Source organism: Paenibacillus sp. MY03, assembly GCF_002165585.1.
Classification (GTDB): Bacteria; Bacillota; Bacilli; order Paenibacillales; family Paenibacillaceae; genus Pristimantibacillus; species Pristimantibacillus agaridevorans.
This window is the reverse complement of the sequence record NZ_MXQD01000007.1, coordinates 267,546-289,267: the sequence shown is the minus strand read 5'-3', so window position 1 is coordinate 289,267 and position 21,722 is coordinate 267,546. Positions and strand designations below refer to the sequence as shown.

Genomic DNA, 21,722 nt, shown 5'->3' with positions numbered 1-21,722 from the left:
AGATCTTAGAGACCTCCTCCCCGGGTCAATCTAATCTAATTTTGGGGGTGTTTTGCGTTGGCAGTGAAAGGACGGAAGTTACAACGTTACTGACATGACGGACAAATAGCTAGACATAGAATTAGTTGTAAAGTATTGGGGCAGATCGAGAACAGCTAATGAGGAGGAATAGAATGAGGAAGTTAAATCCTTCCATGCGTCTAAAGGTGAAACGAGATACGTTTTTTCTCCCTGATTCGAGCGGTGTGTATTTCCGAAACAATGTAAGCTCGTTCCGCATGGAAGGTGAGGCGATCGATAAGTGGATCGAAAAGCTGATACCGATATTCAACGGGGAGCACAGACTGGGGGATTTAACAAACGGATTGCCGGATCAACACCGAAACCAGGTATATGACATTGCAGAAGTCTTGTATCGCAATGGCTATGTTCGGGATGTAGGCCAAGATGCACCGCATCAATTGCCGGAAGAGGTTCTCGAAAAGTATGCTTCCCAAATTGAGTTTTTGGATCATTTTGGCGATTCGGGTGCGTATCGGTTTCAATCCTATCGTCAGGCGAACGTATTGGTTGTCGGTTCCGGTCCATTTTTGATATCGGCGGTTTCTGCGCTGCTGGAATCCGGGATGCCGAGGTTTTATGTTCTGGTCTCGGGTTCGGATTCAACGGACCTGCAACGAATGGCGGAAATAGCGGTACATGCCCGTAAGTCCGATTCCGAGGTGGCTGTTGCGGAGGTTACCTTACCCAAGGAGGAGGAGAGTGGCTGGCGGGAGATTGTAAGGCCGTTTGATTCGATATTGTACGTATCGCGAGAGGAAGATATCGAGGGCCTTCATGCTCTTCATGCCGCTTGCAGGGAGGAGAAAAAGGTATTTCTTTCTGCTGTATTCGTGCAACAAGTCGGTATGGCGGGACCGCTTGTGTGTCCGGATGCCGAGGGATGCTGGGAGTCGGCATGGCGTCGCATACACCAGTCCGCGATTTCTAAAGATCCGCAATTGCATGCCTTTTCTTCTACGGCAGGAGCGATGTTGGCCAATGTGATCGTGTTTGAATTATTTAAAAAGTTGACGGGAACGGACGATTCGGAACAAAATAATCGGTTTTACCTATTGGATCTGGAGACTTTGGAAGGAAGGTGGCATTCTTTCATCCCTCATCCGCTTGTGACCGGACTTCGCACGCCTGAATGGATTCATGATTTGGACCAACGGCTTGAACGGAGCTCGAGCAAAAGTGAGAACGGATTAATTCCTTACTTCATCCGACTGACATCGGCGGAATCAGGGATTCTTTATGCTTGGGAAGAGGGGGATTTAAAGCAGCTGCCGCTATCTCAGTGCCGCGTTCAGGCAATGGATCCAATAACGGAAGGACCGGCCGGTCTGCTACCGGACATCATCTGTGCCGATCTGACGCATGAGGAGGCAAGGCGGGAAGCGGGGTTAGCCGGGATTGAAGCCTATGTATCGAGAATGGCCGGTTTGCCCGTTGTTCTGAAAACGCAGGAGTTTATTGGCGTAGGAGCAGGAGAAACGGTTGCGGAAGGGATTTGCCGAGGGTTGCAAAGATGCTTGGACGAAGTATTGGTCACGCGGCGGGAGCACCCGTTATCCATTGTCTCCCGGGTACAGTTAGGTACGGTAGATGATCGACACTGCTCTTATTATCTGCAGGCCTTGACGAGCATGAAGGGAGAGCCGTCCATCGCCATGGGGGAGGAAGTGTGCGGATTTCCTGTGATGTGGGTCGGTATGAGGGATGGCTGGTATGGACATGCAGGCTTAAATGTGACATTAGCTTTGCGGAAGGCATTGCAACAGGCTCTGCTAGCAGCACAAAACCAATCGGATGGCCTCCATTCGCAAGCATTGGCGTTTTCGTCCGTGCATCTGGAAGAGCGGTTGCCATTCAGGTTCGTCGAGATCCCTGCCTGCGAAGCGACGTCGCAACATGAGGTGCTTCAGTCCGCCTTGCAGGTTTTGAATTCGAACAGTACGAGGCTCCTCGCTCTCGATCTGGCAGTAGAACCGTTTTTGAAGGAGGAAATAGCAGGAGTATTTGGCGTGGTGCTGCGAGAGGAGGAATCCCGGTGAGCGCTAGGATTGCGATTGTGGGAGAAGGGGTATTGGCAGACTGCGTGTACGGGGAACTGTCAGCGAAATTTGAGGTTGTTCGTCAGATTGATTTCGAGGCAGGAGTACCTGAAAAGGCGGATTTGGTGCTGGTGTTGCACGATGCCTGGCATCCTTATGTTCATCATAAGGCGGAAGAGGCGCTGCAACCGGCTGGCATCCCTTGGCTGCGAGGTTTCGTTTCATTTGGTGAAGGCGTGGTCGGACCGTTGGTTCGTCCGGGTACACAAGGTTGCTCCCAGTGTGCAGACACGCGGCGCCTCATGGCGGGACGTGAACGCAAAGAGATGCGGGGGCTAAAGCAGAGGTTGGGTACGCATGGGGGGATTTCGCGTGATGCATGGGCGTCACGTACGGGGCTTTTCCAGGTTGCTCACTTGCTGGCAGATGAGACTGGAAGGTTATTGCAAGGCAAAACGGTCCAATCGGCAGGGAAGATGTTTTTGATCAACTTAAAAACGCTGGAGAGCTCCCTTCACCGCATTCTTCCTGATCCGCTGTGTCCGTTTTGCAGTCGATTACAGGATGATTCCTCGACAGCAGCCCGTATTTCGCTGCAACCAAGCCCTAAGATTAGCGCAGACAGTTATCGCTGCCGCTCCATGGATGAGTTGGGTAAAGTATTGACCAACGACTACCTGGATTACCGAACCGGCTTTTTGAATTTGAAATTGGCTAACCTTAAGTCGCTATTTGCCGATGTGAGTGTTAATCTGCCGTTGCCCGGAGAGGATGTGGGAACGGCGGGCCGATCTCATTCCTATGCGGCGAGCGAGTTGACCGCTATATTGGAGGGGCTCGAGCGGTACTGCGGTTTGGCGCCACGAAGCAAACGGACGGTCGTCCGTGGCAGCTTCCGCAGCCTGAAAGATCAAGCGCTCGACCCTGTTACGGTAGGGGTGCATACAGAGGAGCAATATGCTCGGCCAACGGCTTCTTTTACAACGTTTAATCCCGATCAACCGATCGACTGGGTATGGGGCTATTCGTTTTTGCAAGAGCGTCCAATCTTGGTTCCAGAGCAGCTCGCCTACTACGGCACGGGCTGCGGGCACCACTTTGTGTTTGAAACGTCCAACGGGTGCGCGTTAGGCGGGAGCTTGGAGGAGGCAGTTTTTTACGGCATATTGGAAGTGGTGGAGCGGGATTCGTTTCTGATGACCTGGTACGCTCGGCTGCCTCTCCCGCGCCTTGACATAAATTCAACTAATGACCCGGAATTGCGATTGATGATCGATCGTTTGCAGGCAGTGGCGGGGTTTGATGTACATTTCTTTAACTCGACGATGGAGAATGGCATTCCAAGTGTATGGGGAATCGCGAAAAACAGAAAGCAAACAGGAGTGAATCTCATCTGTGCGGCCGGAGCTCATCCGGATCCGGTAAGCGCCGTGAAGGGTGCGGTTCTCGAGTTGGCTGGCATGATGCAGTCGCTTGACGAGAAATTGGATGCGAACCGCGAGACCTATGTTCGAATGTTCCAGGATTCATCCCTGGTGCAGCAGATGGAGGATCATTCCCTGCTTTACGGATTGCCGCAAGCGCAGGAGCGTCTGAACTTTCTGCTGGATGAAAATCGCCCATTGCGAACGTTTGAAGAGGAATTCGAGCGGGGAGCAAGGCATACTGATTTAACGGATGATCTGAAGGATATTCTTCATACATTCCGCCGGCTCCATCTCGATGTCATTGTGGTAGATGTAACGGCGCCGGAAATTAAACGAAATGGTCTGCATTGCGTAAAAGTGCTGATCCCCGGGATGCTGCCGATGACATTCGGGCACCAGTTTACCCGTCTGGCAGGGCTGGAGCGGGTGCTCCGCGTACCTGCGGAGCTCGGGTACGTAAAGGAGCCGCTTGAGCTAGAGGATCTCAATCCCTATCCGCATCCGTTTCCATAAGTATAAAAAATGCGGCGTGGTTGACCACCCTCGTTATATAAGGAGGGACAAGGATGAGTTTGGAAGCATTTTTGCACGATCTGCATTTTGACATCGATAAGACCAAACCGCGCGACTTAGCGGTGGATTGGGAAGACGGACCGCTTGCCTATAAGCTTTATCGCGGTTTGCCTGTGGTTCCGCTATCTCCGGAAGTACCGCTGACGCTTGAGGGCAGTGAAGCGAAGCTGTTGCCCGACCTCCGCCAGATGGGTCATTTTCTCTGGTACGTATTTGGGCTCACTCAAATGTCCCAAGCAGTCCTCGCCTCGAATTCCATGATGCCAACCATGGGCCTGCTTCAGCTGTATCGGCGTTTTGCTCCTTCCGGGGGAGCGTTATATCCGAATGAATTATATGTGTATCTAAAAGTAGAGGATTTGCCTGCGGGGGTCTATCATTATGATGTAGCGCATCATCGTTTGGTGTTGCTGCGAGAAGGCGACTTCGATTCCTATTTGGCAAGGGCTCTTGGTAATCGCTATGACTTGTCGGCTTGCTTTGGCGCTGTATTTGTATCGAGCATGTTTTGGAAAAACTTTTTTAAATACAATAACTTTTCCTATCGCTTGCAAGGTCTTGATGCGGGTACGCTGATGGGGCAGCTCTTGGAAGTGGCCAAACGGTTTGGATTTGCATCGGGGGTGCATTTCCAGTTTCTTGATCGAGCCGTAAATCATCTTCTTGGGGTATCCGAACAAGAGGAAAGCGTGTATGCGGTAATTCCGCTGTCGATAGAGCCCGGAATTTATTGGGCTGCGAATTCGAATGAGAGTGAGGACATTGTCTCCGCTGCCGAATTATGCCGGGAGCTGCCAACGGTTCGGCATGACCATTATATCCGGTCCCGGAGGGTCAGGGAATTTCCGATGCTAATCAGAATGAACGAGGCTTCCCTATTCGAATCACTTCCGTCGATACCGCGAATTAGGGAAAAGAAGATCGTTGACGGCGAGGATTCGGCGGTAGCGCTGCCCCGCATGAAGCGGTTGTTGTATGATTTGGCGTCTGTGAGCCGGAAGCGGTATTCGCCGGACAGTGATTTTATGATGAGCAAGGTAAGCCAAGAGCAGCTGGCGATGCTGTTGCAGGAGACGACGGCTTCCTTCAGGTATTGGAATGATCTAGATGGAGGCTATGAGAACTCCGTTTCCCGCGTCTCACTGTACGTATGTCTGTATAATGTGGAGGGTATTCCAGCAGGTGCGTATCATTATGACAGCGATGCTCATGCATTACGATTGATACATCCTGGGGATTATCGGCTTCAACTGCAGCGGGGAATGCCTTCCGATAATGTGAACCTGTTTCAAGTACCGTTATGCTTTCATATAGCTGGGGCCAAGGATCATCTTACAACAACGATGGGGTACAGGGGATACCGCATCCAGCAGATGGAAGCAGGGATGCTTGTACAGCGATTGCTGTTAACAGCATCAGCTATCGGGTTAGGGGGACATCCGCTTCTCGGCTTTGACGCCCGATTATGCGACGAGATCTACAAGATGTCTCCGCAAGGATTAACCAGCCTAATCCAAGTCCCGGTAGGCCCTTATCGTCAGAGCCCTCGTATAACGGGAGGGTTGCATGGCTAAATAACCCCATCCGCGCGAGGATGGGGTTATTCCCTGCTTTATACACATAGTCCAAAAAATATGCAAAGAAATGCATTCCAATATTTGATAGATTTCAATATCGTTTAATCAGTCGGAATACACTGTGCTTCATTTAGAGATTCATGTTTTTGTCATCATAAAAGAATATAACGGAGGTTGATTGATTTATGATAACCGAAGTTTCTATCTTACCCATTCAATCTGTCTATTCTATTGACAATCACATCATTACGGCCACAGTTTTAAATGAAGAACCTTTATTAATGAAGTTTGATCGTGTACTAAGCGATGAAGAATGCCAAGCACTTATTGATTCTGCAGCATCCCGTCTTGAAAAATCGAAGTTGGCTAATAAAGAAGTGAGCCAAATTCGTACTAGCAGCGGTATGTTTTTTGATGAAAATGAAAGCCCTTTAATTACTATTATTGAGAACCGCATTTCAAGCTTAATGCATGTGCCAATTGTACATGCCGAAGGGTTGCAAGTTTTAAAGTATGAACCTGGACAAGAATTTAAAGAGCATTATGATTTTTTTGGGTCCAATAATCCCTCTAGTGATAATAATCGAATGAGTACATTAATCATATACTTAAATGATGTAGAAGAAGGAGGAGAAACTACATTTCCGAGTTTAGAGATTACTGTTAAACCAGTTAAAGGTTCTGCTGTTTACTTCGAATATTTTTATAGTAATCAAGCATTAAATGAACTTACGCTACATAGCGGCAAGCCTGTAATCCGCGGCGAAAAATGGGTGACTACGCAATGGATGCGTAAGCAACGAATTCGGGAATGTTAAGTTGATTGCGATTAGGCTGTATATGGGACTGGGGGATATCAAGTCTGTGACTCCACCCGTAGAAGCCTGTATGGCGTGATCTTCGGACAGGGGTTCGCCCCCCCTCGCCTTTTAAAAAAGCCCGACCTCACGCGGTCGGGCTTATGCTTAGCTTAGAACCTGCTTTCAGCAAGAATGTGATGTCGCCGTTAAGCACAACGCACGCCTCCCGTTCCGGGAGGCGTGCGTTCTTTAATATCGTTAATTGTTAAAAAACCGTATAGCTTTATCCAAATAGATCTGGCGCTCCGGCGTGAGGTCTTCCTCGTAGTAAATGGCGCCGACAGGGCATGCGGCTTCGCAACCTCCGCAGTCGATGCAAATATCGCCGTCAATAAAATATTGGTCTTCGCCAAGCTCGATACAGTCGACAGGGCAGACATCCACGCAATCGGCAGCTTTTTCGGTGATGCACGCTTCTGTTATGACAAAGGCCATTTGTTTTACCCCTCTTGAATTGCGGCTTCGTAGCGTCTGCCGACTTCCGCCCAATTAACGATGTTCCAAAATGCCGCAATGTAGTCCGGGCGTTTGTTTTGGTATTTGAGGTAGTAGGCATGCTCCCACACGTCCAGGCCGAGAAGCGGAGTTTCTCCTTCCATAATCGGGCTGTCTTGGTTAGGCAAGCTGGATACTTTCAATTTACCGCCGGCAACGGAGAGGAAAGCCCAGCCGCTGCCGAACCTGGTTGTTGCCGCTTTGGCAAAGCTGGTTTTAAATTCCTCGAAGCCGCCCAGCTCGCTGTCGATGGCTGCCGCTAATGCGCCCGTTGGCGCGCCACCAGCATCAGGGCCAATCGTTTCCCAGAACAAGCTGTGGTTCGCGTGGCCGCCGCCATTGTTGCGCACAGCCGTACGGATTTCCTCCGGAACGCCGGCAAGATCTGCGATTAATTGCTCCACGGATTTATTTTTCAATTCCGGAGCAGACTCGAGTGCTGCATTTAGATTCGTTACGTATGTGTTGTGGTGGCGATCATGATGAATCATCATCGTTTGTTCGTCAATATGGGGTTCAAGCGCGTTGTTCGCATAAGGCAAAGCAGGTAATTGATGAGACATTTTCATTCCTCCCAAAATTTAAATGGATTTGTTATACGGCTATAATACCGCATTCCAAAAACTTATTCAACATAAATGTATAATTAATATAAAATGTGGGGAGCTCTTAACCTCATTTAATCGCATTTTTTCCGGGTCCCTTTAAAATTTGCCGTTCTAAAGCTGGCTCCGCAGCCGCACGTAGCTTTAGCATTCGGGTTGTCGATGGTAAACCCGCCTGTCATGCCTTGGTGCAGGTAGTCGATTTTCATGCCTTCCAAATATTCCTCGGTCCGTTGGTCCCAAACGACTTTAAAGCCCTCGTTTTGCAAAGAGCGGTCATGCTCCGTCAAGGAATCGTCCAATTTAATGTTATAAGATAAGCCGCTGCAGCCTCCATCGTCGATCCCAACCCGAAGGAATAAGCTTTCAATGCCGTTTTCCAAAATCATTTCGCTAATCATCGATTTGGCTTTATCGCTAATTTCGATCATGGCGCAATCACCTCGTTAATAAAGTTTGGCTACACTGTATGAATTGAATTGATTTGAATTATTAAACTTATTATATATAATAGTATATAAAAGGTCAAATATATCGTTGTCTGACACATATCGACTAAGTAAATGGTATGATGGTAGTATCTTATTAGAAGATACGGTATACGATAAGAACAGAATAGGTAGTGGACGGTGATAACGAATGACGAATATAGAGCAAGGCCAGCTTTCGACAAGAGAATATATCCTTCAGCTCCTGAAGACGCGAGGCGCGCTCAGCACGAAGGATTTGACGGAGGAGCTCGGCATCACGGTCATGGCTGTAAGGCGCCATATTCAATCGTTGGAGCGGGACAATCTTATCGCTTCCAAAACGATTAGGCAGTCTATGGGCAGACCGACGGCGGTGTATACGTTAACCGGGCAAGCGGAGGGATTTTTTCCCCGAAAATACCATACATTAACGTTGGAGCTGCTCAATGAACTGGAGGACCATTTTGGCGAAAAGGCGGTTGATCAGCTCTTTGATGGCCGCAAAGACAAAATGTTGAAAAAATACGATCAGAGCATGCAAGGCAAGGATATATCCGATCGTGTCTCCAAGCTTGCGGAAATTCAGAATGAGAACGGCTATATGGTCGAGTGGGAAAAGGTTAACGACGACGAATATTTGCTGAAGGAGCACAACTGTCCGATCGAGCAGGTGGCTTCCAAATATCAGCATGCATGCCAATGCGAGCTTCAGCTCTTTAAATCTCTGCTGGGGGATGCGGATGTGTCGCGGACGGAGTGTCTGGCCAAGGGCGGTCAGCGATGCACCTATTCCATCAAAAAGAAAAAAGAAAAAAAACAGTGAGACCGTCAGCGACGTCTCACTGTTTTTTTAATTCATAGCTTCATATTGCTGCTATGGCCTGGCGATAGCTTTGCCGTAGGATCGATATACACCTTTGCATTGTTAATGGCTGTGGGCGCTTCGCCGAAGCCGACCGCGATCAGCTTTAATTTTCCCGGATAGGTCGTAATGTCGCCAGCCGCGAATATACCCGGAATGTTCGTCTGCATGCGGGTATCAACCGCAATGGAACCGTTCTGGACATCCAGGCCCCAGTCGGAGATCGGGCCAAGCGAGGATACAAATCCAAAGCTGACAATAAGCGCATCGCATGGGAGCTCTTTGGTCTCGCCGGATTTAGGGAAAGCAACCGTAATGCGCTCGATTTGTCCATCCCCATGGAGCCCCGTTACTTCCGCAGGCGTGATGACGTTAACCTTCGATTTCATTAGATTGTCTACGCTATGCTCATGCGCGCGGAACTTGTCCCGCCGATGGATGAGCGTTACATCTTTTGCAATCGGCTCCAGCATCAGCGCCCAGTCGACGGCCGAATCGCCTCCTCCGTTGATGACGACGCTTTTGCCGGCATACAGGCTAAGATCTTTTACAAAATAATGGAGGTTTGCGTCTTCGTAACGTCCAGCTTCCGCGAGCTCTAGCCTTCGAGGCTCAAAAGCTCCGATGCCTCCGGTAATGATGACTGCTTTGCTGTAATGGATCGCTTTATCGGTGACAATTTCAAAATGGCGCTCGTCCCTCTTTATAACCTGCTGAACCTTTTCTTCCAAGCACACCTCGACGGGGAACAGGCTCATTTGCTCCTCCAGATTTTTGACAAGCTGCGCGCCGGTCACCTTAGGAAATCCGGCGATATCATAAATATTCTTCTCCGGGTACAGGGCGATTGGCTGTCCGCCCAGTTGGGGCATACTATCGATAATTTTAACGCTTGCTTGGCGCATTCCGGCATAAAACGCTGCAAACATGCCAGCAGGACCGCCTCCAATAATCGTGATGTCTGTAAATGCATCTGTATGTTCAAGTTCCAAAACCGTTCGCTCCTTCATATTTTGAAATATATTATAGTTTAATGTATATTAAATATATTAACGCATCGATTTTATTATTTCAACAACAGAGAGGGATCGTATGGAGTACATCGATATTGAAGCTGCCGAGAAGTTATTGGGGCGCCATTACGTTGTTGCTGGAGTGGTTATTCATGGGAATGCCCTGGGCAGAGAGCTTGGATTTCCGACCATTAATCTAGGCCATGGCGCCGAGCAATATGTTCCTCCTAAAGCCGGTGTATACGCAGGCAGCGCGGAGATTTGCCATAGTCCTAATGAAAGCGAGCATCGTCATGCGCTTATTAGCGCTGGCTATCGTCCTACTGTCGATGGGGGCGATTATTTGATCGAGGCCCATTTGCTTGATTTTTCGGGCGATGTATATGGCAAGAAGGTAAACTTGTCCTTCTATAGTTATCTCCGCGAAGAACTTAAATTTAACAATCTGGAAGAGCTCGTCAAACAGATGAAGCTTGACGAGCTTCAGGCTAGAGCGTATTTCCAGATGCATCATGCGGAGCAAGCAATAATAGCAAGTTCAAAATTTATCGGCTAAGAAGGATGGTGCGAATTAATGGATACGAGCAACATGAAACCGCGCGGCATCAAAAAAGTATGGACAATCACGGAGAAGCAAGTAAGCCCTATTCATAGCGCTGCCCCTGTTCTTGAGCCCGGGCGCTGGGCGGACTTCGATCCGTTTCTTGTGATGATGGAAGACAAGTTTGAGAAAGGGGCGTTCGATGTCCATCCGCATCGCGGAATCGAGACGATCTCCTTTATCATCGATGGCAATATCAATCATTACGACAGCGCAACAGGCGATGGCGGGAGGCTTCAGAGGGGGGATTTGCAGTTTATGACCGCCGGCCGAGGGGTCGTCCATAACGAGACTCCGGCTGACGGGGAAAGGGTGCATATGCTCCAGCTTTGGGTCAACCTGCCGCGCAAATACAAGATGACGGAGCCTCGCTACCAGAACATGCAGGCAAATGATATGCCCGTCCGCGAGGAGAACGGTGCTGTAATCCGGGTTTATTCGGGCTCGTCGGGCGACGTTGTTTCCAGCACGCTGAATTATACCCCTGTCACTTTCGTGGAGATGGTCGTAGACGGCGGAGCTTCCGTCTTGCAAGACCTCCCGGGCAGCTACAACGGTTTTATTTATATTTTGGAAGGAAGCGGCACGTTCGGAGCGAACAGGGCCGAAGCGGGGAAAGGGCAAGCGCTGTGGCTGGATTCTGCCGATGAGGCGGGCATGAGCAGTATACAGGTCACGGCAAACGAAGAGCTGCGGCTTGTTCTATTTGCAGGGGAGCCGATTAGAGAGCCAGTTGTTGCTCGCGGTCCGTTTGTCATGAACACGGAAGAGGAGATTGCTGAGGCGTATAGAGATTACCGTAACGGAACGTTTTATTAAACAGAATTTGAAACTGCAGGCAAATGTAGCGTGCAGCTCCCAGCGCGAAAAAGATGAACGAAACTGTTCATCTTTTTTTGGTGCGCTTGACAGCGCAAGAGACTGAGGTGTGATAGTCCCAAGCATACCGCAGGTGGCAGAAGTGCATAGCCAACAAGAAGACCACAAACGGTAGAAGCATTGGCGAAATCGACATCCGAGGATCAGGGAATCTATGGGGCCAATTGAACTTTCGGATGAATGTAGCGCTCGGATAAGAAAGACAGCTGGACCAATCTATCAAATTTGATACAAAATACAAATCCTGTTATCGGAATTGGTACGTTGACTTCGTTTTGGGATTGATGATGCGGATGAAAGTTTGTCAAAATAAATATTGCAAGCAGACATAAAATCGCAGGAAGGCGTGATGTGATGAACAGGCGGTAGTGGTAATGATTCTGAGGGAGGGGACATTTAAGTACGGGTATGATCGACCAAAGTGGAAGAGTTAAGAATTATCGTTGTAAGCGTTTTATTACTTGTTAACTTTGTAGTTATTCAAATAAGAAGAGGTGAGCGATCATGATGAACAATGCAAAGGGAAAATTTATGGTTGTTTTCATGGCATTTGTGTTATTAGGAAGTTTGTTTCCTAGATTCAGCTTATCTACAGAAGTATCCGCAGAGAACCTGGGCCATACCCTTTTTGTAGCGCCAAATGGCGATAATGAAAGTGGGTTAGGAACGATAAACGCCCCTTTTGCCACCTTAGAGAAAGCGCGTGATGCCATAAGAGAATTGAAAGCGGATTCAGGTCTTCCTGATGGCGGAATTACTGTCTATTTGCGAGGAGGAGAATATCGTCTTGGAAAATCTTTTGAGCTAACGGAGGAGGATTCAGGAACAGAAGATAATCCGATTATCTATAAAGCCTATAATAATGAAGAAGTTAAAATTATGGGCGGGGCTACCATAGATGCTTCAGAATTTAAAACGGTAACAGATGAAAATATTTTAAACAGATTAGTTGAAAGTGCGCGTGGTAAAGTAGTTAAAGTTGATTTGGCACAGCAAGGAATTACGGAATACGGAGAATTAGTGAGATACGGGCATAGTATGAACTACTTTCCAGAGGGAATTTCACAATATTCAGCCCCAGAATTATTTATTAATGGGGAAAGTCAAACTTTGGCACGGTGGCCAAACAACGACTTTGCTACGGTGAAGAAGGTCATCGATGGAGGAACGACACACGAAATTTATCCGCCGCCTGCAGATGATTCCGGTCCTTGGGAAGGATTTGTTATTGAGTACGATGGAGATCGACCTAGTCGATGGACAGAAGCCAATGACATATGGATGTATGGTTATTGGAGATGGGATTGGTCCGATCAATCTCTGCAAGTGGATTGGATTGATACCGATAAGAAGCAAATAAAGTCAGTACAACCAAGCGCCTTCGGAATCTTGGAAGGTCAACGTTATTACGTATATAATCTCTTTGAGGAAATTGATATGCCCGGCGAGTATTACTTGGATCGAGAAAGCGGCAGCTTATATTTATATCCAAAGGGGCAATTAGAAGAAGCCAGTGTTCAGCTCTCCGTCTTAGAAGAAGATTTAATCCATATTTCGAATGCATCCCATCTTTCTTTTGAAGGCATGTATATGGGGACGAGTCGAAAGAATGCTTTTTATATTGAAGATTCATCTCATATCATAATTAATGACATGACTTTAGCACAACTAGGCAATAGAGCGATCATAACCGAAAATAGTAAAAAGTTGCAAATTATAAACAATGATATATTTGACACAGGTGCTGGGGGAATTACCCTTAGCGGCGGTGACCGAATGACATTAACACCTGGTGAGAATGTGGCAGATAACAATCACATCTATAACTTTTCACGAATTGTAAGAACATACACTCCAGCCATTCTAATTGAGGGTGTAGGAAATTCGGCATCCCATAACCTTATTCATGGTGGACCTCATACTGCTCTGGTGTTATACGGAAACGATCATCTTATAGAATATAACGAGTTTTTTAATGTCGTAACAGAGTCAGATGATGCGGGGGCCGTTTATGCAGGAAGGAATTGGACGGAAAGAGGGAATGTTATTCGATATAACTTTTTCCATGATATTGGAGGTCTCGGCGGAAGAGTCGGTGTCAACGCTATCTATTTAGATGATGCCATGAGCAGTGCCGCCACATATGGGAACGTATTTTATGATTTGTATCGCGCTGTTGTTATAGGCGGGGGACGTGATCATTCTATAGAGAATAACCTCATCATAGATGGCGTACAGTCCATTTTCATAGATGATCGCGCATATAGTTTGCCGGATTGGTTCAAACACAGTATGGATCCGGACGGACCCCTGTACACGAGTTTATATGCAGTACCTTTCCAAGAGGAGCCCTGGAGTTCACGCTATCCGGAATTAGCGAGTATTCTTGATGATAACCCGGGCATTCCAGCAGGTAACTCCGTACGGAAAAATGTAATGGTTAACTCTGGAGAAATGCAGATTGCCGATATTGTCAAGGAGTATGGCGTTGTTGAAAATAATTTAACTTTAGATGCAGGTCAGGATCCAGGGTTTGTCGATGCCGATAACATGAATTTTAGCCTTAAACCAGAATCTATCGTATTCGACCAAGTAGAGGGTTTTGAAGATATCCCATTTGATAATATCGGTTTATATCAAAACGACAAACGTATCCGTATGCCATCAACAGGATCCTTTAACCTCAACTCACCAGTACTCGGATCGGAAGATGTAGAACCAGCGAAAGTAGAATTTACTTGGGAGCATTCCCAATCTGCCTCCGCTTATCGTTTTGTACTTGCTCTAGATCATGGTTTTGAGCAAGTTGTTCATCATGAAACGGTTAATAACACGAGTATTATCCTGGAAGATCTATCTGAAAAGACAACCTACTATTGGAAGGTAGAAGCTCAAGGAAGTTCGCGATTTATCGATAATACATGGAATTCAGAAGGAGTCTTTTCCTTTAAGACGAAAGAGATCTCGCTCGTCAAAGAACCGGTAACGGGAATTGAGTTGGATCAGAGCAAGGTGTCGCTCGAGATGGGCGAGAGAAGGCAGCTAAACGCAAATGTATTGCCGCAGGAAGCGTCTAATCGGAAGGTTGACTGGGTATCCAGTAACCCTGCGGTCGCAAGCGTAGACAATACGGGTTTAGTCATAGCACATAAGTCCGGATCAGCAGTCATTGCGGCCGTATCTGACGAAAATGAACAAGTGAAGGCTGAAGCAACCGTAACCGTTAAGTCCTGGCCCAAATACTCTACTCAATCGTTGAATAAAGCGTTGAAAGACAAAAAACGCTGGACGGATTCCGATGCGGTCGAGTTCCATAAAGGAAATGTCCGGATCGACGGGGAAGGCGTATTCGGCTACGAAGGACAGAAGTTCGGCAGCAAGTTGCTTCGGTTCAAGACGAAGTTCGGAGCGTTCGACGGAGGTTGGTACGGCTTTGCCCTGCGCTCCGACCGAACCGGTGATCCGACCTGGGTGGGAGGAAACAAAGGTTACCTGCTTGTCATCAAGGAAGACCAAATCGAGTTCCAGACATGGAAGCCGGGGCATAAAATGGTCAGGATCATCCCGAATGACGAGTTCAAAGCCGGAGGCGAGTATGAGATTGAGATTGGCGTGATCCGCTCCGCAGGCGGAGAACGCTACATTTTGAAATCGGGCTCTCGTGTCATCCTGAACGAATGGGATTCCGACCCGAGCAACCCGATCGCTGCCGAAGGTTACTTCAACGTTTACAACTATGCCGGAGACGGCAACGCGATTGAGCTGAAGCAGGTGAAAGGCAAATAACACCGTTTTGCAGAGCCGCCCGGATGCAAGTCCCAGGCGGCTTTTTTCATATATCAGGGGGAGAGACTCCGTAATGGAGTACTCGACCGTTGGCGGAACCTGAGGATACACTTTACGCGCGATAATGTCCTCCTCCTCCAGCTCGCGGAGTTGCTGCGTCAACATTTTTTGCGTAGTGCCGGCATATTCCGCTACTCGGAATCTCCGCATGTTTCAGAAACTTCCTTATTACTGATTAGTTGCGATAAAAGGTCAAAAAACTGCTTCTGCTGCTCTGACGAAAGATTTTCCAGCACGTTGTCCGCAATTATATCCTGGACAGCAAGAACTTTTTCAATATTGGACTGCGCGAGTTCCGTAAGCTGGATCAGCGTGGCACGTCGGTCGGTTGGATCGGGAATGCGAACGAGAAGCTTATCCTGTTCGAGCGCATCAACAAAATCGGTTACGGTGCGTGCTTTAATGCCTAATTTTACAGCTAACTCATTCATGCGAATCTTTCCGGTTTCGGCAACGACGGAGAGCAGACGCAACCTGGGACCTGTCAGTTGATAATTCGTGTTTATCGCTAATAACTGGGATTGGAACTCTCTCTGAATGTAGTTTGCTGATCTCATTAAGATATGGATGACGTCAATCGACTTTGGCTGATCTGAGTTCAATGCACGAACTACCTCCTTGACAGAATCACTATTTTTTTATATTCTCAATTTCGTGAGTATAGTAAATATGTGATTACTCTTAGTGAGTAACCTCTCTATATTATACGCTCATAATGAGTATTAAGCTATAGATCCAGCCATGAGAGTATTTTAATACTGCTGATACTCCCATTCGTAGTCGATCTTTATGATGAAACGAGGTGTTTGCGCGTAAAAATGATATTTATTTTAGTTGTTGGTTAGCGGCAAGGTTTAAATCACATATTAAAAACGGAGGGTTTCACATGGGTATTATAGCGATAGTCTTGCAATCCTTAATGATCTTTGCTTTTTTCTTCTCGGGGGTAGGCAAAATAACGGGAGCCAAAATGCAGGTAGACACCTTCAGGCACTTGGGATTGCCCCAATGGTTTAGAGTTGCAACGGGTTTTATCGCCTTGGCGGGAGTCGTCGGCCTGATTATTGGTTTTTGGAATGAGGGAGTACTCGCGTTAGCGGCACTATGGCTTGCTTGTATTATGCTAGGAGCGGTATTGTTCCATATTCGTTCGAGAGATCCTATTGGTAAAATGATTCCGGCGGCAATGCTCATGATTTTAACTCTGGTTCTCGCAAGTCTCCATTTTTCCGCAATGACAGACCTTTTTTAAACGTTTTGTATTCTTAGTACGTTCGAAGTAAATTGGAATATAACTTGACACGCAAGATGATAATGAGTATCCTCAGTATTATATAATGCAGAGGATACTCATTATGAGAACACTTAGTTTAAGTTATGTGAATAATTTACTAGGAATAGAAAAGAGGTTCCGATTATGACGGACGCATCATCGCAAAACGCGGACAAGCTGCTTAAGATTCTTGTTGTCACGTTGATATTTTCGGTTATGAACGGTACGATGTTCAATGTCGCTCTACCTGAGATAGGCAAGGAGTTCAGTCTCGTTCCTTCGCAAGTCAGTTGGATAATGACAAGTTATATGGTCGTATACGCGGTAGGGTCCATCGTGATGGGGAAATTGGCGGATAAATATCGGCTGAAGGATTTGTTGACGTACGGACTGTTAATTTTCGCTATCGGTTCTTTGATCGGTCTGCTTGCCAATGAGTTTTGGCTTATCATATTGGGGCGCGTGATTCAGGCAGCGGGTGCTTCTGTTCTTCCTGCAACGGCGATGATCATTCCCATCCGATATTTTGCTCCCGAGAAAAGGGGGCGGGCGCTCGGCACTTCCGCGGTTGGGCTGGCGCTAGGCAATGCTTTGGGCCCGGTCGCTGCGGGATTGATCACCAGCTTTGGAAGCTGGAGACTCATGTTCGTCCTTTCCTTGCTTCCGCTGCTGACGCTTCCTTTCTTTCGGAAGTATTTGGATAATGCGAAAGGGAAAGCGGGAAGTATCGATGTCCTTGGCGGCGGTTTGCTTGCTGTTGCGGTCGCAGTCTTCTTGCTTGCGATTACGCAGATGCAAGTTTGGTTGTTCCTCGGAGGGCTTGTCATGCTGGCCTTATTTATCATCCGGATTCGGAAAGCCGGAGAACCCTTTATTAAACCGGGGCTGTTCCGCAACAAAACCTATTCGATCGGGTTGCTCCTTGCTTTTTTGACGACGGCAATGAGCTTTAGCATGACATTTATGACCCCTCAATTTTTAGCGGCGGTAAACGGTTTGTCCCCTGCTAATATTGGTTTCGTGTTAGTTCCAGCGGCAATTGCTTCGGCCATCATGGGACGCAAGGGCGGCAGGTTGGCCGACGACCGAGGCAATTTCGCGCTTGTATTCGTCGCTTCGGTGTTGTTATTTTTAGCCTTCTTCTTATTATCTACCTTTATCGGCTTATCCGCATATGTCATCGCGATTATTCTGATACTAGGAAACGTGGGTCAGACTTTCATGCAGATCGCGATGTCCAATACGATTTCGCGGACGTTGTCCAAAGAGGAAACAGGCGTAGGCATGGGACTGCTCTCCATGATTAATTTCATCTCTGGCGCGATGGCCATGAGCGTAGTCGGGAAAATGCTCGACAAGGGCACCGCTTCCATGCAGTTCAATCCCTTGATTACAAATGAAGGGGCTTATGTGTACAGCAACATATTTATTGTCATGTCCCTGGTGATCATTGCCGTAGTCGTGCTGTATCGTTATCTGTTTCCGGCGGGTGTTCCCGGGTTGAGCAAAAATATGAAACAAATGAAGAGGGGTTAATGATGAACACTCCAACTTCGACCGCTGCTCCGAGTTCTCTGAAGCTTGGGAATGTAAAGAGACTCCCGATCTTAATCTCCTTAATCATTGGGGCGTTCTTTTCTTTATTGAACGAAACGCTGTTGAGCGTTGCTTTTCCTCAATTAATGATTGAATTGAATGTGTCTGCTTCGACGCTGCAATGGCTTACGACCGGGTATATGCTGGTTGTTGCCGTTCTGATTCCGGCTTCCGCGTTACTGGTGCAGTGGTTTACGACAAGACAAGTCTTTCTGGGCGCCATGATCGTGTTTACCTTAGGCACTCTCATTAGCGGCATGGCCCCCGGATTTTCGGTTCTTTTGATCGGTCGTTTGTTGCAGGCCGGAGGTACGGGATTAATGATGCCTGTCCTGATGAACACGATCCTTTTATTATACCCTCCGGAAAAACGGGGAGCGGCAATGGGGAGTATCGGACTCGTCATCATGTTCGCGCCTGCTATCGGGCCAACGCTTTCGGGTGTCATTCTGGAATCATTGGAGTGGAGATGGTTATTTTATGTCGTTATACCGTTCGCGCTCTTTTCTATCATTTTTGCATTCATATATTTAAAAAATGTCTCTCAGCCTACGAAACCGAAAGTGGATGTTGTATCTATCATTTTATCTACGATAGGATTCGGCGGGATCGTGTATGGATTTAGCAGCTCCGGCGAGGGATGGGACAGCCCGCAGGTTTACGGAGTCATCTTGGTGGGTTTTGCAGCGCTTCTTTTGTTCGTGCTGCGTCAATTGAAATTGAAGGATCCGCTATTGGATCTGCGTGCGTTCAAATACCCCTTGTTTACTTTTACAACGATTCTGTTGTGCATTATGATGATGACGATGTTCTCGACGATGTCTCTGCTTCCCTTTTTGTTTCAGGGGGCTCTTGGTCTGACCGTCTATGCTTCGGGACTGATTATGCTGCCGGGCAGTATCTTGAACGGGTTTCTTTCCCCGTTAACCGGAAAGGCGTTTGACCGTTTTGGTCCCCGAGCGTTGATTATTCCCGGGGCTGTGCTATTAGCGGTCGTGATGTGGTTCTTTACGCAGGTAACGGCGGAAACGTCCAAGATGACGTTTATCATCTTGCATGTCTGTATGATGGTGTCTATCTCCATGATCATGATGCCGGCGCAAACCAATGGTTTGAACCAGCTTCCGCGGCGTTATTATCCTCACGGAACGGCTATTCTCAATACCTTGTCCCAGGTAGCGGGTGCGATCGGAGTCGCGTTCTTTATCAGCATCATGACTGCAGGGCAACGCAGTTATCTGGAGAAATCGTCCGATCCGACCGCTCCGGTCGAACTAACGGAGGCAATGGTTTCGGGCGTGCAAAATGCATTTCTGTTCGGCTTTATTTTCGCCCTACTTGCGCTTGCCGTGGCGCTCTTTACGAAACGATCGCAACCTCCAACGGAATAGGGATTAAGAACAGAATATCAGGGAGACACCTTATCAGGTGTCTTTTTTGCGTTGTCGGGATACGCAGAGCAAGCAATTTGCAAGCGATCATTTCTTTACCTCAGCCCCTCTTCGTATGTAAAAAAATGATCGTAAAGATGCCCAAGGCCTGATGTGTCAATGACTTTTCGCACATGCAGCCTGTGTCGAATATTCAATCTTTTAGTTGGATTTTGTTCTGATATATTTAGCCTTAGCGTTGCGGACAGCTTAGAAGGGGGGGGAGTCAAATCGCAAGTTTAGAAACGTTTGATCAGCATGTACCAACAAGTCAGACATCAAAACGTTCATCTGTTCTTTGGAAACGGATCATTCGTTACCGATGGATGTACCTCATGGCTTTGCCCGGTTTTCTGTTTTTCCTGATTATGAAGTATTTGCCGATGTGGGGAATTTTGTTGGCTTTTCAAGACTACAATCCGTTCAAAGGCTTTTGGGAAAGCGAATGGGTAGGCTTTGAAAATTTCAAAACATTTTTTACCTATGGGGATTTTTGGCCTTTGCTTCGAAATACGTTGACCATCAGTATTTTGAATCTGATTTTCTTTTTTCCAGCTCCTATCGTTTTGGCCTTAATGTTAAATGAGGTGCGGGCGGAAGCTTTCAAGAGAATCACGCAGACCATTATTTATTTGCCGCATTTCTTATCTTGGGTTATCGTAGTGAGCTTTACCTTCTTGTTCTTTTCCTTCGATATCGGGTTTCTGAATAAGGCATTAAATTTTATGGGGTTTGCGGAAATATCTATTTTGTCGGAGCCGCGATACTTTTACGGTCTGCTGGTCGGGCAAAATGTTTGGAAGGAAGTGGGTTGGGGAACGATTATTTTTCTTGCGGCGATCGCGGGAGTGGACCAACAATTGTACGAGGCGGCAACCGTTGACGGGGCCGGAAGATTACGCAAAATATGGCATGTGACATTGCCGGCCATCCGATCTACGATCGTAATTCTGATGATCTTGAAATTGGGGGACATGCTCGACGTCGGGTTTGAACAAATTCTGTTAATGTTGAACCCTATGGTGCAGAATGTCGGGGAAGTATTCGACACCTATGTATACCAGCAGGGCATTCTTAGCGGAAACTTTAGTTATAGTATAGCGGTCGGACTGTTCAAGTCGGTGGCCGGACTTATTCTTGTGGTAGGAGGCAACTATCTTGCCAAAAAAGCCGGCGAAGATGGATTGTATTAATAATCGAAGGAGGAAGGAGCGATGACAAAGGGAAAACTCCAATTCGGAGATGTCGTAAACTATATCGTTTTGACTCTAATTTCATTAACGATGTTATTTCCGTTTTTTTATGTATTCTCGGTGTCATTAACGGATCCGGATACCTATGTTCAGGGAGAATTTCTATTAATACCTAAAGACTTTTCCCTGGATGCTTATAAATTTGTTCTAGGGACGGGCCAACTGTGGAACTCGCTCCAGTCCACGGTGTTTATTACCGTGGTTGGTACGGTATTAAATCTGTTTTTTACGATGACCTTCGCCTACGTGCTGACCAAAAACGGCATGCCGGGGTGGAAGTTCTTCACTTACATGGTGCTGCTGATTCTGTTTTTTAACGCAGGATTAGTTCCAAGCTATCTGTTAATCAAAGAGCTTGGCCTGATGAATTCTTTGTGGGCCTTGATCTTGCCGGGATTAACGAATCCATGGGCTTTGTTTGTAGTCAGGTCGTTCTATAAAAGCATTCCCGGAAGTCTGGAAGAAGCGGCCTATATCGATGGCGCTAACGATCTGCAAATCTTCCAAAAAGTCATATTGCCATTGTCAAAGCCAATAATGGCAGCATTTTCATTGTTTTTTGCAGTCGGCCTATGGAATACTTATCTTTCGGGTATTTTCTACATCCAGGATCCGCAAAAATGGCCTCTGCAGGTATTTCTATCACAGATGATCATTGAGTCGAATACGAGTATGGGTTCATCGATTAATTTCGATGAGTTTAACCGGGTTCCGCCTCCTTCCGAGACGATCAAGATGGCCTCTCTTGTGTTAGTTATGCTTCCTATATTGGTTGTGTACCCATTTTTACAGAAACATTTTGCAAAGGGCGTATTGCTCGGTTCGGTTAAGGGATAAATAATTATATAATAGGGGAGTTATGA

18 protein-coding genes and 1 pseudogene are annotated in these 21,722 nt (G+C 47.2%); 13 read left to right on the top strand and 6 right to left on the bottom strand.

Features of this window, described 5'->3' with window-relative positions; translation table 11 throughout:
• Positions 1–173: 173 nt before the first annotated feature.
• The 4 genes from B1748_RS08745 to B1748_RS08730 all read left to right on the top strand — a co-directional run bounded on the left by B1748_RS08745 (position 174) and on the right by B1748_RS08730 (position 6,494).
• Positions 174–2,099, top strand: a complete 1,926-nt coding sequence (locus tag B1748_RS08745) for a putative thiazole-containing bacteriocin maturation protein (protein WP_087567510.1) — start codon at positions 174–176, stop codon at positions 2,097–2,099.
• Positions 2,096–4,039, top strand: coding sequence for a TOMM precursor leader peptide-binding protein (locus tag B1748_RS08740; RefSeq protein ID WP_087567509.1), 1,944 nt, complete (start codon positions 2,096–2,098; stop codon positions 4,037–4,039). The genes B1748_RS08745 and B1748_RS08740 overlap by 4 nt, the downstream gene beginning before the upstream one ends.
• 53 nt (positions 4,040–4,092) lie before the next feature.
• Entirely contained in the window at positions 4,093–5,673 is a 1,581-nt protein-coding gene (locus tag B1748_RS08735) for a SagB family peptide dehydrogenase (protein ID WP_087567508.1), read from the top strand.
• Positions 5,674–5,861: 188 nt separating this feature from the next.
• Positions 5,862–6,494, top strand: coding sequence for a 2OG-Fe(II) oxygenase (locus B1748_RS08730; protein ID WP_087567507.1), 633 nt, complete (start codon positions 5,862–5,864; stop codon positions 6,492–6,494).
• A 240-nt stretch (positions 6,495–6,734) separates the two neighbouring features.
• On the opposite strand, the gene B1748_RS08725 is transcribed toward B1748_RS08730, so the two are convergent.
• From B1748_RS08725 to B1748_RS08715, 3 genes are all read right to left on the bottom strand, one after another.
• Positions 6,735–6,971 (bottom strand): DUF362 domain-containing protein, encoded by a 237-nt coding sequence (locus B1748_RS08725; protein WP_087567506.1) that lies wholly within the window; start codon positions 6,969–6,971, stop codon positions 6,735–6,737.
• A 5-nt stretch (positions 6,972–6,976) separates the two neighbouring features.
• On the bottom strand, positions 6,977–7,594 hold the full coding sequence (locus B1748_RS08720) for a superoxide dismutase (RefSeq protein WP_087567505.1): 618 nt from the start codon (positions 7,592–7,594) through the stop codon (positions 6,977–6,979).
• Positions 7,595–7,710: 116 nt separating this feature from the next.
• Positions 7,711–8,067 carry a HesB/IscA family protein gene (locus B1748_RS08715; protein WP_087567504.1) on the bottom strand — a complete coding sequence of 119 codons (357 nt, stop codon included), beginning with the start codon at positions 8,065–8,067 and terminating at the stop codon, positions 7,711–7,713.
• A gap of 208 nt (positions 8,068–8,275) precedes the next feature.
• Between B1748_RS08715 and B1748_RS08710 the strand changes: the two genes are divergently transcribed.
• Entirely contained in the window at positions 8,276–8,929 is a 654-nt protein-coding gene (locus B1748_RS08710; RefSeq protein ID WP_087567503.1) for a helix-turn-helix transcriptional regulator, read from the top strand.
• A gap of 32 nt (positions 8,930–8,961) precedes the next feature.
• On the opposite strand, the gene B1748_RS08705 is transcribed toward B1748_RS08710, so the two are convergent.
• Positions 8,962–9,960, bottom strand: coding sequence for an NAD(P)/FAD-dependent oxidoreductase (locus tag B1748_RS08705; RefSeq protein WP_256975580.1), 999 nt, complete (start codon positions 9,958–9,960; stop codon positions 8,962–8,964).
• A gap of 100 nt (positions 9,961–10,060) precedes the next feature.
• Here B1748_RS08705 and B1748_RS08700 point away from each other — a divergent pair, with 100 nt between their 5' ends.
• From B1748_RS08700 to B1748_RS08690, 3 genes are all read left to right on the top strand, one after another.
• Positions 10,061–10,537, top strand: coding sequence for a riboflavin kinase (locus tag B1748_RS08700; protein WP_087567501.1), 477 nt, complete (start codon positions 10,061–10,063; stop codon positions 10,535–10,537).
• An 18-nt stretch (positions 10,538–10,555) separates the two neighbouring features.
• Positions 10,556–11,401 carry a pirin family protein gene (locus B1748_RS08695; RefSeq protein ID WP_087567500.1) on the top strand — a complete coding sequence of 282 codons (846 nt, stop codon included), beginning with the start codon at positions 10,556–10,558 and terminating at the stop codon, positions 11,399–11,401.
• A 564-nt stretch (positions 11,402–11,965) separates the two neighbouring features.
• Entirely contained in the window at positions 11,966–15,247 is a 3,282-nt protein-coding gene (locus tag B1748_RS08690; protein ID WP_087567499.1) for an Ig-like domain-containing protein, read from the top strand.
• Positions 15,248–15,313: 66 nt separating this feature from the next.
• On the opposite strand, the pseudogene B1748_RS08685 reads toward B1748_RS08690, so the two are convergent.
• Positions 15,314–15,430, bottom strand: a pseudogene (locus B1748_RS08685) (winged helix-turn-helix transcriptional regulator); the annotation flags it as partial.
• A gap of 8 nt (positions 15,431–15,438) precedes the next feature.
• Entirely contained in the window at positions 15,439–15,909 is a 471-nt protein-coding gene (locus B1748_RS08680) for a MarR family winged helix-turn-helix transcriptional regulator (protein WP_087567498.1), read from the bottom strand.
• A 284-nt stretch (positions 15,910–16,193) separates the two neighbouring features.
• Between B1748_RS08680 and B1748_RS08675 the strand changes: the two genes are divergently transcribed.
• From B1748_RS08675 to B1748_RS08655, 5 genes are all read left to right on the top strand, one after another.
• Positions 16,194–16,559, top strand: a complete 366-nt coding sequence (locus B1748_RS08675; RefSeq protein ID WP_087567497.1) for a DoxX family protein — start codon at positions 16,194–16,196, stop codon at positions 16,557–16,559.
• Between the two features lie 165 nt (positions 16,560–16,724).
• Positions 16,725–18,116, top strand: coding sequence for an MFS transporter (locus tag B1748_RS08670; RefSeq protein WP_087567496.1), 1,392 nt, complete (start codon positions 16,725–16,727; stop codon positions 18,114–18,116).
• A gap of 2 nt (positions 18,117–18,118) precedes the next feature.
• A complete protein-coding gene (locus tag B1748_RS08665; RefSeq protein ID WP_087567495.1) occupies positions 18,119–19,567 on the top strand; it encodes an MDR family MFS transporter in 1,449 nt (482 codons plus the stop codon).
• Between the two features lie 374 nt (positions 19,568–19,941).
• On the top strand, positions 19,942–20,799 hold the full coding sequence (locus B1748_RS08660; protein ID WP_306299318.1) for an ABC transporter permease: 858 nt from the start codon (positions 19,942–19,944) through the stop codon (positions 20,797–20,799).
• 21 nt (positions 20,800–20,820) lie between these two features.
• Entirely contained in the window at positions 20,821–21,696 is an 876-nt protein-coding gene (locus B1748_RS08655; protein ID WP_087567493.1) for a carbohydrate ABC transporter permease, read from the top strand.
• The last annotated feature ends 26 nt before the right edge of the window (positions 21,697–21,722 follow it).